The 12,982-nt window shown below is 74.3% G+C and carries 12 protein-coding genes; 7 read left to right on the top strand and 5 right to left on the bottom strand.

The window, feature by feature from the left end; genetic code table 11:
- Positions 1 to 39: 39 nt before the first annotated feature.
- Both K7787_RS03635 and K7787_RS03640 read left to right on the top strand, forming a co-directional pair.
- The gene (locus K7787_RS03635; protein ID WP_223000474.1) at positions 40 to 2,145 is read left to right on the top strand and encodes a SpoIIE family protein phosphatase; all 2,106 of its coding nucleotides are present in this window, start codon (positions 40 to 42) and stop codon (positions 2,143 to 2,145) included.
- A 159-nt stretch (positions 2,146 to 2,304) separates the two neighbouring features.
- Entirely contained in the window at positions 2,305 to 2,652 is a 348-nt protein-coding gene (locus K7787_RS03640; RefSeq protein WP_019981548.1) for a VOC family protein, read from the top strand.
- Between the two features lie 32 nt (positions 2,653 to 2,684).
- Here the strand turns inward: K7787_RS03640 and K7787_RS03645 are convergent, their stop codons facing one another.
- The 5 genes from K7787_RS03645 to K7787_RS03665 form a co-directional block, all read right to left on the bottom strand.
- Entirely contained in the window at positions 2,685 to 2,879 is a 195-nt protein-coding gene (locus K7787_RS03645; protein ID WP_027757985.1) for a hypothetical protein, read from the bottom strand.
- Between the two features lie 168 nt (positions 2,880 to 3,047).
- Complete coding sequence (locus K7787_RS03650) at positions 3,048 to 4,121, bottom strand: acyl-CoA dehydrogenase family protein (protein ID WP_223000475.1); 1,074 nt, start codon at positions 4,119 to 4,121, stop codon at positions 3,048 to 3,050.
- Positions 4,118 to 5,311 carry an acyl-CoA dehydrogenase family protein gene (locus K7787_RS03655; protein ID WP_223000476.1) on the bottom strand — a complete coding sequence of 398 codons (1,194 nt, stop codon included), beginning with the start codon at positions 5,309 to 5,311 and terminating at the stop codon, positions 4,118 to 4,120. Before K7787_RS03655 ends, K7787_RS03650 begins: the two co-directional genes overlap by 4 nt.
- The gene (locus K7787_RS03660) at positions 5,308 to 6,285 is read right to left on the bottom strand and encodes an NADPH:quinone oxidoreductase family protein (RefSeq protein WP_223000477.1); all 978 of its coding nucleotides are present in this window, start codon (positions 6,283 to 6,285) and stop codon (positions 5,308 to 5,310) included. The genes K7787_RS03655 and K7787_RS03660 overlap by 4 nt, the downstream gene beginning before the upstream one ends.
- 105 nt (positions 6,286 to 6,390) lie before the next feature.
- On the bottom strand, positions 6,391 to 6,978 hold the full coding sequence (locus tag K7787_RS03665; RefSeq protein ID WP_223000478.1) for an XRE family transcriptional regulator: 588 nt from the start codon (positions 6,976 to 6,978) through the stop codon (positions 6,391 to 6,393).
- Positions 6,979 to 7,122: 144 nt separating this feature from the next.
- Between K7787_RS03665 and K7787_RS03670 the strand changes: the two genes are divergently transcribed.
- The 5 genes from K7787_RS03670 (at position 7,123) to K7787_RS03690 (ending at position 12,745) form a co-directional block, all read left to right on the top strand.
- A complete protein-coding gene (locus K7787_RS03670; RefSeq protein WP_372456599.1) occupies positions 7,123 to 8,112 on the top strand; it encodes an NAD(P)/FAD-dependent oxidoreductase in 990 nt (329 codons plus the stop codon).
- 694 nt (positions 8,113 to 8,806) lie between these two features.
- Positions 8,807 to 10,345, top strand: a complete 1,539-nt coding sequence (locus K7787_RS03675; RefSeq protein WP_223000479.1) for an ATP-dependent DNA ligase — start codon at positions 8,807 to 8,809, stop codon at positions 10,343 to 10,345.
- 236 nt (positions 10,346 to 10,581) lie between these two features.
- Positions 10,582 to 11,022: an NUDIX hydrolase gene (locus K7787_RS03680; protein WP_223000550.1), complete on the top strand. Its 441-nt coding sequence runs from the start codon at positions 10,582 to 10,584 to the stop codon at positions 11,020 to 11,022.
- Positions 11,023 to 11,097: 75 nt separating this feature from the next.
- On the top strand, positions 11,098 to 12,483 hold the full coding sequence (locus tag K7787_RS03685; RefSeq protein ID WP_223000480.1) for an NADP-dependent succinic semialdehyde dehydrogenase: 1,386 nt from the start codon (positions 11,098 to 11,100) through the stop codon (positions 12,481 to 12,483).
- A 25-nt stretch (positions 12,484 to 12,508) separates the two neighbouring features.
- Entirely contained in the window at positions 12,509 to 12,745 is a 237-nt protein-coding gene (locus K7787_RS03690) for a DUF6213 family protein (RefSeq protein WP_009187382.1), read from the top strand.
- Positions 12,746 to 12,982: the final 237 nt, after the last annotated feature.

Raw genomic sequence — 12,982 nt, forward strand, 5'->3', positions numbered from 1 at the left:
CGCGGCGGCGCACCGGCTCGCGGCCCGAAGGAGGTCCCAGTGGTGCACGGCGATCCGGGCCGGCCCGTGGACGAGACCTCGGCGGCCATGCTGCAGGCCCTGTTCACCAGCTCGCCCGTCGGGCTCCACCTGCTCGACCCGGATCTGCGGGTGGTGCGGCTGAACACGGCGACGCCCGCCACCCGGGGCGTGGCCCCGGACGACGTCGTCGGCCGGCCGATCCGCGACGTCTACCGCATGGTCGAGGGCAACGAGGCGGAGATCGTCCTCCAGGACGTGCTGGAGACCGGCGAGCCGCTGTGGCAGCACATCATCCGCGCACGGATCAAGGGAGAGGAGCCGGAACACCGCTATTTCGAGATCACCGCACTGCGGCTGGAGGGCGGCGACCACAAGGTGCTCGGTCTGGCGGTCACCGTTATCGACGTCACCGAACGCGAGCTGAGCCGCTCCCGCGCCGAGGTGCTCGACGCCGTGCGGCGGCAGGTGGGGCGCACCCTCGATCCGGCGGTGACCGGGTCGGAGCTGGTCTCCGCACTGGTTCCGGAGTTCGCCGACGTCGCGATCGTCGAGGTGGTGGACTCGGTGATCCGCGGCGACGAACCGCCGCCGGCGCCCATGCCGCCGGGGACGCCGCTGATGCGCACCGCGTTCCGCAGCGGCGAGGCGCACCCGCCGCAGGCCTTCCCGGTGGGCGAGGTGCGCCGGCTGCCGGCGCCGACGCCGTTCACCCAGGCGCTGAGCGATCTGCGCCCCCGGGTGGTACCGCTGCGCCCGGGTGCGCCGTGGATGCCCGTCGATCCGGCCCGCACGGAGGCGATGCACTCCTCCCGCTCCCACACGCTGCTGGTGGTGCCGCTGGCGCTGCGCGACGCGGTGCTGGGTCTGGTCAGTCTGTACCGGGCCGGGGAGTCGCCGCCGTTCGACACGGGCGACCGGCAGCTGGCGGTGGAGCTGGCCGCGCACACCGCCCTGGGCATCGACAACGCGCGCCGCTTCATCCGCGAGCACACCGTGGCCGCCACCGTCCAGCGTCAGCTGCTGCCCCGCAGGCCCGAGGCCCACACCTCGCTGGAGACCTCGTACCTGTCGGTCACGGGCGCCGATCCGGGCGCCTGGTACGACTCGATCGCCCTGTCCGGGGCGCGGACCGCGCTGGTGGTCGGCAACGTCTCGGGGCGGGGGCTGAACGCGGCGGCCACCATGGGCCAGCTGCGCACGGTCGTACGGTCCCTGGCGGCGTTCGACCTCGCGCCGGACGAGTTGCTGGCCCGGCTGCACGACACGGCGCTCGAGCTGGCCTACGAGCGGGCGAACCTGCCGCTGGGCGATCCGCTGCGCCGGGAGGCGCTGACCGCGAACTGCGTGTACGCCGTGCACGACCCGCTGGCCGGGACCTGCGTGATGGCGACGGCCGGGCGGCTGGCGCCGGTCGTGGTCCGCCCCGGCCACCGCGTCACCGTGCCGGACACCCCGTCCGGGCCGTGTCTGGGCGCGACGGAGGACGCGCCGTTCGCGACGGCCGAGTTCGAGGTGCCGCCCGGCAGCGTGCTGGTCTTCACCAGCGACCCGGTGGTCACCGACTACCTGGCGGACTCCTCCCCGCAGCTGCGGTCAGCGGCCAAGTACGCGGAGCGGCCGCTGCGGGATTTGTGCGACGCCGTCGTGTACGCCCTTCCCGACGGGCTGGGCGCGGGCGACGCCGCGGTGATCATCGCGCGGACCCGGGCCTTCCCGGAGTCCGGCTTCGTCACCTGGCGGCTGGAGGCCGACCGCACCTCGGTCGCCACCGCACGGCGTCACGCCCGCCGGCAGCTCGCCGACTGGGGCGTGGACGAGGAGACGTCGTTCAACACCCAGCTGATCGTCAGCGAACTCGTCACCAACGCGGTCCGGTACGGGACGCCGCCCATCGAGGTGCGGCTGATCCACGACCGCACGCTCACCTGCGAGGTGCGCGACGCCAGTCCGGCGGCGCCGCACCTGCGGCACGCGCATGTGGCCGACGAGGGCGGACGCGGGCTGTTCCTCACCGCTCAGGTGGCGCAGTCGTGGGGCATCAGATACTCGCCCACGGGCAAGACCGTCTGGACCGAGCAGTCCCTCCCGGACCACGGCGAGCAGTCCCTCCCGGACCGTCACTGACACCGGGCGCGGCCGGGCCGCCCGGGATGCAGTCCCGCCCCGCGCCGGATCCCTTCGCCTCGCCGTACCTTGCATTCCTTCGCCCCCTTCCCCGTCCCCTCGCTACGCTGGCCCGGCCAGAGCCGCGTCCCCTGCCCGACCGACCACCGGAGCCGCCCCATGCACGTCCGCCGCGTCGTACCCAACGTCCGCTCGCGGGAGTTCGAGGAGAGCGCGCGGTTCTACGGGCTGCTGGGATTCGAGGAGGTCATGAACCACGGCTGGATCGTGACGCTCGCCCCGGCCGCCAACCCCGCCGCGCAGATCAGCTTCATGGACGAGGATCTGACCGCCCCCGTCGCGCCGGACCTGAGCGTCGAGGTGGACGACGTCGACGCGGCCTACGCGCTCCTGGTGGAACGCGGCGCGGAGATCGTGCATCCGCTCACCGACGAGGAGTGGGGCGTGCGCCGCTTCTTCGTCCGGGACCCGAACGGGCGTGTGGTCAACGTCCTCGGCCACCGCTGACGGCGGGAAAGACCCTCGCGGTCCGGTGCGGTTCAGGGGCGCAGGCTGCTGACGATCTGCGCGGTGGCCAGCAGGCCCTCGTGGATGGTGGGCGCCATGCTGGAGTCGGCCAGGAAGAAGCCGAGCATGCCGCAGACCAGGGCGTGCGAGAACTTCAGCGCGCAGTTGCGCACGAAGATGATCGCCAGGATCGCGAGCAACAGCACCACAGAGATGGAAATCGCCATCGTCAGCCTCCTCCGCCACGCCCACTTCGCGGCTTTCGGCGGCAAGTGTGACGTAGCGGGGGGTTCGTCCGGGCGGCTGACGTGTCGGCCGAACGTGTGGTTCTGGGCCCGGCCCGGCTCCCGCCGTATGACCGTCCCGGCCGGGGCGGCCACACGGTGGGGTGCGCGTCAGGGGGCCTGGAGGTCCACCAGGCCGGCCAGCGCCTCGCGGTGGGCGCCCGCGGTCCCGTAGGCGAGGGAATCGGCCTTGGCCCGCTTCAGATACAGATGGACCGGGTGTTCCCAGGTCATGCCGATGCCGCCGTGCAGTTGCAGCGCCTCCTCGGCGGCGTGGACGGCGACCGGGGCGGCGTAGGCCTGGGCGACGGCGGCGGCCACGTCGGCGTCCTCGTCGCGCGCGAGGGCGTCGGCGGCGTTGCGGGCGGCGGCGCGGAGGTTGACGACTTCCAGCCACAGCTGGGCGAGCCGGTGCTTGAGCGCCTGGAAGCCGCCGACCGGCCGGTTGAACTGCTTGCGTTCCTTCAGATAGCGCACGGTCTCGGTCAACGACCAGTCCGCGAGGCCGAACTGCTCGGAGGCGAGCAGTCCCGCGGCGGCGCGCAGCGCGCGGCGCACGGCGGGCCCGGCGTCGCCGACGCGGCGGCCGGCGGCGCCGTCGAGCCGTACGGCGGCCACCGGGCGGGTCAGGTCGAGGGACACCTGTCCGGTGACGGTCACCGCGTCGGAGTCCACCGCGTACAGGCCGCCGTCCTCGGCCGGGACCAGCAGAACGTCGGCGGCGGCCGCGTCCGCGATGCCGGTCAACTCCCCGTGCAGGACGCCGTCCTGGACGCGTACGGCGGGGAAAGCGGCGCCGGGGGCCAGGTGCAGGGCGACCGCGAGGACGCCGACGGTGCGGCCGGAGGCAAGCCGGGCGAGCAGTTCCTCCTCGCCGCAGGCCAGCAGCGCCTCGGTGGCGACGACGGCACTGGTGAGATACGGGACCGGAGCGACCGCACGGCCCAACTCCTCCAGGACGACGGCCGCTTCGCGGTGCGTGGCGCCCTGCCCACCCTGCTCCTCGGGCACCAGCAGACCGGCAAGACCCATGCCCTCGGCGAGCGACTTCCACAGCGCGAGATCGTGCGGCGCCTCCGACTCGGCGCGCGCCAGCACGCCCGCCGCGTCGCAGTGGTCCGTGAGCAGGTCGCGGACCGCGGCGCGCAGCGCCTCTTCCTCCTCGGAGTAGAGAAGATCGGTCATCGGGCCAGGTCCTTCCAGGCGACGTCCTTGTCGGTGCGCGGCTCGGCGGGCAGGCCCAGGACGCGTTCGGCGACGATGTTCAGCAGGATCTCGCTGGTGCCGCCCTCGATGCTGTTGCCCTTGGCGCGCAGATAGCGGTATCCGGCGTCGCGGCCGGTGAAGTCGACCAGTTCGGGGCGGCGCATGGTCCAGTCGTCGTACAACAGGCCTTCTTCGCCGCGCAGTTCGACCTCCAGGCCGCTGATCTCCTGGTTGAGGCGGGCGAAGGCGAGTTTCATGCCCGAGCCCTCGTAACCGGGCTGGCCGGCGGCGAGTTGCTGGCGCAGGCGTTCGGCGGTGAGCCGGGAGACCTCGGCCTCCACCCACAGCCTCAGCAGCCGCTGGTGCAGGTCGTGGGTGCGCAGTTCCGGGCGTTCGCGCCAGGTCTTCGCCACCGGGCCGATCATGCCGCCCTCACGGGGCAGCCGCATGCCGCCGATGGAGACCCGCTCGTTCATCAGCGTGGTCTGCGCGACCCGCCAGCCCTCGCCGACGCCGCCCAGGCGGTGGGAGTCGGGGATGCGGACGCCGGTGAGGAAGACCTCGTTGAACTCGGCCTCGCCGGTGATCTGGCGCAGCGGCCGGACCTCGACGCCGGGGTCGCTCATGTCGCACAGGAAGTAGGTGATGCCCTGGTGCTTGGGCAGATCCGGGTCGGTGCGCGCGATGAGGATGGCCCAGCGGGCGACATGGGCGCTGGAGGTCCACACCTTCTGCCCGTCGACCACCCAGTCGTCGCCGTCGCGGACGGCGCGGGTGCCGAGGGCGGCCAGGTCGGAGCCGGCGCCGGGCTCGCTGAACAGCTGGCACCACACCTCCTGGCCGGTCCACAGGGGCCGCAGGAAGCGCCGCTGCTGCTCCTCGGTGCCGTAGCGCAGGATGGTCGGGGCGGCCATGCCCAGGCCGATGCCGATGCGGCGCGGGTCGTTGTCGGGGGCGCCGGCCGCCTCCAGCTCGGCGTCCACGACGGCCTGGAGCGAGCGCGGGGCGCCGAGTCCGCCGAGGCCCTCCGGGTAGTGCACCCAGGCGAGGCCCGCGTCGAACCGGGCTTCGAGGAAGGTCTGCCGGTCGGTCGCGGCGGGTGGGTGGGCGGCCAGCAGTTCCTGGGTGCGGCGGCGCAGTCCGGCCGCGTCGAGGCGGCGTTCGGTCATCCGGCGGCTCCGTTCTCCAGCGCGGGCACCACGGCGATGCGGCCGGTGGTGACACCGTCGGCGACCCGCTGCACGGCACGCGCGGCGCCGGCCAGCGGCACCCGCTCGCTCACCAGCGGCCTGATCGCGCCCCGGGCGGCGAGTTCGGTGAGCTGCTCGTGGCAGTGCTGGACCAGCTTCGGGTTCTTGAAGTTGTACAGGCCCCAGTGCAGGCCGAGGATCGAGTAGTTCTTCACCAGCGCGTGGTTCAGGGCGGGGCTGGGGATGGTGCCGCTGGCGAAGCCCACGACGACGATCCGGCCCTCGAAGGCGACCGTCTTGGCGGACTGGGTGTAGGCCGCGCCGCCGACCGGGTCGTAGACCACGTCCGCGCCCCGGCCGCCGGTGGCCTCCTTGACGGCGGCGACGACGTCCTCGGCGTGCCGGTCGACGACCGCGTCACAGCCCAGTTCACGGGCCGCGGCGGCCTTGTCCGGGCCGCCGACGACACCGATGACGGTGGCGCCGGCCGCCTTGCCGAGTTGGACGGCCGCACTGCCGACGCCGCCCGCGGCGGCATGCACGAGCAGCGTCTCGCCGGCCTCCAGGCGCGCCCGGCGGTGCAGGCCGAACCAGCCCGTCTGGTAGCCGATGTGCAGGGCCGCCGCCTCGGCGTCGTCCAGGGCCTCGGGGGCGGGCAGCAGGGCCGCGGCGTCCGCGACGGCGTACTCGGCGAAACCGCCGTGCGGCAGCGCCGGGTTGGCGATCACCCGGCGGCCGTCCTCGGTCTCGCCGCAGATCTCCACGCCCGGGGTGAAGGGCAGCGGCGGGCGGACCTGGTACTGGCCGCGGCACAGCAGCGCGTCCGGGAAGTTGATGTTGGCGGCACGCACCTTCAGCAGGACCTGGCCGTCGCCGGGCGCGGGCCGCTCGGTCTCCTCCAGCCGCATCACCTCGCTCGGTTCGCCGTTCTCGTGCACTCGCCATGCCTGCATGCGCCGCCTCCACGGGTGACTGCTTCGTCGGACCGGGTCGTCCGCATACTAAGCGGTTGCTTGCCGATCGCGGAACCCATGACCCGGCCCGATCCCCGCGCCGGGTCAGTCGTTATCGGCAGGGCGGCTCGGTCGCGCCCGTACGTGCATGCGCTCGCCCTGCGGTCCGAACAGGCTCAGGAACTCCACCGGCCCCTCCCCCGTCGAGCCGAACCAGTGCGGCACACGTGTGTCGAACTCCGCCGCCTCGCCCGCCCCGAGCACCACGTCGTGCTCCCCCAGCACCAGCCGCAGCCTGCCGGAGAGCACGTACAGCCATTCGTAGCCCTCGTGGGTGCGCGGGTCGGGCTCCAGCTTGCGCTGGGGTTCGAGCACCTTGTACGCCTGCAGGCCGCCCGGCTGGCGGGTGAGCGGCCAGTGGGTGCGCCCGCCGCGCACGATCGGCTTCCGGGCGCGCACCCGGGGGTCGTCGACCGGCGGCGCGCCGACCAGTTCGTCGAGCGGCACCTGATGGGCCTGCGCGATCGGCAGCAGCAGTTCCAGGCTGGGTTTGCGCAGGCCGGACTCCAGCCGCGAGAGGGTCGAGACGGAGATGCCGGTCGTCTCCGAGAGGGCCGCGAGGGTCACCTCGCGCTCCTTGCGGAGCCGGCGGAGCCTCGCCCCCACACCCGCCAGTACGTCGTCGGTACTCATAGCGACATTGCAGGTTCGGCAAAGACGTTTGTCAATCCGGCAGCTCCTCGGCGACCGTCGTGCGCGGAGGTGGTCATCGTGAGCGAGAAGACCGGACAGAGCGGGAAGAGCGGGACCGAGAGGGCCGGGCAGGCGGCGGGAGCCGTGGAGACCGTGGGGGCCGCGGAGACCGATCGGGCCGGGGCGTACGAGGTGGTCGTGGTCGGTGGCGGGGCGGCCGGGCTGTCCGCCGCGCTGGTCCTGGGACGAGCCCGGCGTCGCACCCTGGTCGTGGACGCGGGCGAGCCGCGCAACGCACCCTCCGCGCACCTGCAGGGATTCCTGTCGCGCGACGGCATGCCCCCGGCCGAACTGCTGGCCGTGGGCCGCGAGGAGATCGCGCGGTACGGGGTCGAGCTGGTCCGGGACCAGGCGGTGGACGCCGTACGGGATGCCGGCGGGGAGTTCGACGTGACCCTGGCGGGCGGGCGCACGGTGCACGCCCGGCAGCTGGTCGTCGCGACCGGGCTGAAGGACGAGCTGCCGAAGGTGGTGGGGCTCGCCGAGCGCTTCGGCCGGGACGTGCTGCACTGCCCGTACTGCCATGGCTGGGAGGTGCGCGACCAGGCCTTCGGGGTGCTGGCCACGACGGCGCTGAGCGTGCACCAGGCGCTGATGGTGACCCAGTGGTCCAAGGACGTGACCCTGTTCCTGCACGAGGTGGACGAGGCCGAGCTGTCCGACGACGATCTGCGCCGGCTGGCCGCGGCGGGGGTCGCCGTGGTGCCGGGGAGGGTGACGGAGGTCGTGGTCGAGGACGACCGGCTGACCGGGGTCCGGCTCGCCGACGGGACGGCGCACGCCCGCGAGGCGCTGTTCGTCGCGCCGCGCGCCGTGCCGCGCAACGACCTGCTGCGGCGGCTCGGCGCCGAGCTGCGCGAGACGCCGTTCGGCGCGTACCCGGTGATCGACGAGCGCGGGCTGACCAGCGTGCCCGGGCTGTGGGCGGCGGGCAACGCGAGCGGCTTCGCCGAGCAGGTGATCAACGCGGCCAGCCGGGGCTACCGGGCCGGCGCGGCGATCAACGGCGAACTGCTGTTCGCCGACCTCGACACGGCGGTGGCCGCCCGGAGCGGGGCGGCGACGGGGGCGTAGCAGCCCGGGCACGGCGCGGGGGGCGCGGTCCGCGGGCGCCGGTCCGCGGACGCCGCGCCTCGGTGCCGGGCCGCCGTGCCGTACCGCCGTGCCAGGCCCCGCCGTGCACGGGCCGCAGGCCGCAGGCCGCAGGCCGGCCAGACGCGCCCCAGGCGCGGACCGCGCACCGGCCGGGCCGAGAGGCCGCGCACCGGCCGGGCCGAGACGCGCACCGAATCACCACGCCGCCCGCCCGCCCCAGCCGCCCCGCACGGGCTGCGGGGCGAAGCGCAGGCCGGGCGCGGTGCCCGTGCGCGCCGTGCGCGGAGGCCGCCTCGCACGGGGCGGACGGACGGCCGAGCGGACGGACGCGCAGGCAGACGGCCGGGCGGCCAGGCGGGCGGCCGAGCGGTCGGCCGGACCGACGAGTGGACGGCCGAGCAGGCAGACGAGCGAGCGGACGGACAGACGGACGGCCAAGCCGCCGGGCGGGCGGATAGGCAGGCGGACGGACAGGCAGCCGGGCGGACAGACGGCCGGGCGGGCGGACAAGCAGGAGGTCGGCCGGTCAGACGGACGGCCGAGTGGTCGGGTGGGCAGCCGGCGGCCGGACCGACGAGCAGGCGGTCCGACGGACGGCCTGGCAGGCCGACAGGCGAGGGTGCGGCAGCGGTGCGCAGGTGTGGGGTGTCCCTCTCCGGTGCACCATGACTGCATGTTGCTCGCCCGGCTGGCACAGGTGTCGCGGGAGGTCGCGGCCACCTCGGCGCGGTCCCGGAAGACCGCCCTGCTCGCGGAGTTGTTCCGGGAGGCGGAGGCGGACGACGTGCCGATCGTCATCCCGTATCTGGCGGGACGGCTGCCGCAGGGCCGGCTCGGCGTCGGCTGGAAGGTGCTTGGCCGCCGGGTCGCGCCGGCCGCCGAGCCGTCCCTCACCGTGGCCGAGGTGGACGCCCGGCTCAGCGAGCTGGGCAAGGTGTCGGGACCCGGCTCGCAGGCGGAACGCACCCGTATCGTGGGCGAGTTGATGGCGGCGGCCACCGAGGACGAGCAGCGGTTCCTGCTGGGGCTGCTCACCGGCGAGGTCCGGCAGGGCGCGCTGGACGCACTCGCCGTGGAGGGGCTGGCGCAGGCGACGGGCGCGCCGCCCGCGGACGTGCGCCGGGCGGTGATGCTGGCCGGGTCGCTGCAACCGGTGGCCCGGGCGCTGCTCGCGGACGGCCCGCCGGCCCTGGACCGCTTCCGGCTCACCGTGGGCCGCCCGGTGCTGCCGATGCTCGCGCACAGCGCCTCCTCGGTGGCCGAGGCGGTCGACAAGCTCGGCGCGTGCGCCGTGGAGGAGAAGCTGGACGGCATCCGCGTCCAGGTGCACCGCGACGGCGACACCGTCCGCGTCCACACCCGCACCCTGGACGACATCACCGACCGGCTGCCGGAGGTGACCGCGGCGGCGCTGGAGCTGGCCGGCGAGCGGTTCATCCTGGACGGCGAGGTGATCTCGTTCGGCGCGGACGGCCGCCCGCGTTCGTTCCAGGAGACCGCCGGCCGCGTCGGCTCCCGGCTGGACGTGGCGACGGCCGCCGCGGCGGTCCCCGTCTCGCCCGTCTTCTTCGACGTGCTGTCGGTCGGCGACCGCGACCTGCTGGACCTGCCGTTCACCGAGCGGCACGCCGAGCTGGCCCGGCTGGTCCCGGAGCCGATGCGGGCGCGGCGGACGCTGGTCGCCGGGCCTGAGGAGGTCCGGCGGGCCGAGGACTTCCTCGCCGAGACCCTGGAACGCGGCCACGAGGGCGTGGTCGTCAAGGCCCTGGACGCCCCCTACAGCGCGGGGCGGCGCGGCGCGTCCTGGCTGAAGGTCAAGCCCGTGCACACGCTCGACCTCGTGGTCCTGGCCGCCGAGTGGGGCCACGGCCGCCGTACCGGCAGGCTGTCCAACCTGCACCTGGGCGCCCGCGGCGCCGACGGCGGCTTCGTGATGCTCGGCAAGACGTTCAAGGGCATGACCGACACGATGCTGGCCTGGCAGACCGAGCGGCTGCGGGAGCTGGCGGTGGAGGAGCGGAGCTGGGGCGTGACCGTGCGCCCGGAGCTGGTCGTCGAGATCGCCTACGACGGCCTGCAGCGCTCCACGCGCTACCCGGCCGGCGTCACGCTCCGCTTCGCCCGGGTCGTGCGCTACCGGGAGGACAAACGCCCCGAGGAGGCGGACACCGTGGAGACGCTGCTGGCGGCACACCCGGAGGTACGGCCGTGACGGACCGGCGGGACGAGCGGCACGAGCACGACGAGCGGGACCGGCGAGACCAGAGCGGGAAGCCGGATGACGATGACACGGTCCAGCCGGACGGCCCGGACCGGCCCGACCGGCCCGACCAGCCCGATCAATCCGACCGGCCCGACCAATCCGACCGGCCCGACCGCCCGGAGGCCCCGCACCCCCCGGAGGCCCCGCACCGCCACCGCGACCAGCGCGGCAAACGCAGCGCCGGACTGCTGCTGTTCCGCCGCCCCGGCGACGGTCTGGAGGTCCTGCTCGGGCACATGGGCGGTCCGCTGTGGGCCCGGCGGGACGTGGGCGCCTGGACGGTGCCCAAGGGCGAGTACACCCCGGACGAGCCCGCCTGGACGGCCGCCCGGCGCGAGTTCCAGGAGGAACTGGGGCTCGCGCCGCCCGACGGCGAGGCGGTGCCGCTCGGCGAGGTCCGGCAGGCGAACGGCAAGATCGTGACCGCCTGGGCGGTGGAGGGCGACCTCGATCCGGCGGCGATCACTCCGGGTACGTTCTCCATGGAGTGGCCGCCGCGGTCCGGGCGCATCGCCCAGTTCCCGGAGATCGACCGGGTGGAGTGGCTCGGCCTCGACCGGGCGCGCGAGGTGATCGTGAAGGCGCAGGCCGCGTTTCTGGACCGGTTGGCTGAGCACTCGCGCTGAGGAGGGCCCACGCGTTGCGGCCGGCACCGCGGCGCGCGAAGGTCGAAGCACAGCCCGCTCCCAGGGAGGTCAGTCATGTCCATCGCCACGGTGAACCCGGCCAACGGCGAGACGCTCAAGACGTACGAGGCCATGGACGAGGAGGAGATCGAACGCCGGCTCCAGCTCGCCGAGGCCACCTTCCGCACGTACCGGACGACCTCCTTCGCCGAGCGGGCCCGGCTGCTGAACAGGGCCGCCGATCTGCTGGACGAGGACCGGCAGGAGATCGCCCGGGTCATGACGACGGAGATGGGCAAGCCGGTCAAGCAGGCCCGCGCCGAGGCGGCCAAGTGCGCCAAGGCGATGCGCTGGTACGCCGAGCGCGCCGAGGGGCTGCTCGCCGACGAGGAGCCCGCCGAGTCCGATGTGAAGGACTCCGGGGCCTCCCGGGCGCTGGTCCGCTACCGGCCGCTCGGCCCGGTGCTGGCCGTGATGCCGTGGAACTTCCCGCTGTGGCAGGTGGTGCGGTTCGCGGCGCCCGCGCTGATGGCCGGCAACGTCGGGCTGCTCAAGCACGCCTCCAACGTGCCGCAGACCGCGCTGTACCTGGAGGACCTGTTCCACCGGGCCGGTTTCACCGAGGGCTGCTTCCAGACCCTGCTGATCGGCTCCGGCGCGGTGGACGACATCCTGCGCGACGAGCGGGTCAGGGCGGCCACGCTCACCGGCAGCGAGCCGGCCGGGCGCGCGGTGGCTTCCACGGCCGGGGAGATGATCAAGAAGACGGTGCTGGAGCTGGGCGGCAGCGACCCGTTCGTCGTGATGCCGTCGGCCGACGTGGACCGGGCCGCCGAGGTGGCGGTGACCGCGCGGGTGCAGAACAACGGGCAGTCGTGCATCGCCGCGAAGCGGTTCATCGTGCACACGGACGTCTACGACGCCTTCGCCGAGCGGTTCACCGCCGGGATGGAGGCGCTGAAGGTGGGCGATCCGATGCGCGAGGAGACGGAGGTCGGGCCGCTCTCCAGCGAGCGCGGCCGGGCGGACCTGGAGGAGCTGGTGGACGACGCCCGGCGCAGCGGGGCGCGGGTGCTGTGCGGTGGCGAACGGCCCGAGGGCCCCGGCTGGTACTACCCGCCGACCGTGCTGGCCGGCGTCACCCGGGAGATGCGCATCCACCGCGAGGAGGCCTTCGGCCCGGTCGCCACGCTGTACCGGGCGGACGACTTGGACGAGGCGGTGCTGATCGCCAACGACTCGCCGTTCGGCCTGAGTTCGAACGTGTGGACGCGCGACGAGAGCGAGGTCGACCGGTTCGTGCGGGATCTGGAGGCCGGCGGCGTCTACGTCAACGGGATGACCGCCTCGCATCCGGCGCTGCCGTTCGGCGGGGTGAAGCGCTCGGGGTACGGGCGTGAGCTGTCCGGGCACGGAATCCGCGAGTTCTGCAACATCACCACGGTATGGCACGGGGCGTGAGGCTTCCGCGGCTACGATCGCCTTTGTGAACCGCGAAGTGACTCTCCCTCTGATCGTCGACGACCGCGGTACGCTCCAGGTGGCCGCGGCCGACGTGAGCAAGCTGCTGCGGACGGTGGGCGGCCGGTGGCTGCGTCTGGTGGAGGCCGGGCAGGAGGGCCTCGACGAGGACACGGTGGCCGCTCTCACCATCGAACTGGCCAAGCTGGCCGACCGGATCGACGTGGCGTGCATCGCCCACAGCAGCGGGACGACCCCCTAGGACCGCCGTCCTCGGCCGCCGGCTCCCTCCGCTCCCCCGCCGCCTCCGGCGGCGTACCGAAGCGGCAGCCGCCCCCGCGCGCCGGACGACGCCACACCGCCCCGGGGCGGGACACCACGCCCGCGGACGCCGCGCGCACGGAGCCGCACCGACACCGTACCGACGCCGTCCCCGCCGACTCCGCGCGCAGCGCACGCCCCCACCATCCCCGACCGGGCGGGCCGGACGGCCGCCGAC

The organism is Streptomyces sennicomposti (assembly GCF_019890635.1).
Taxonomy (GTDB): Bacteria; Actinomycetota; Actinomycetes; order Streptomycetales; family Streptomycetaceae; genus Streptomyces; species Streptomyces sennicomposti.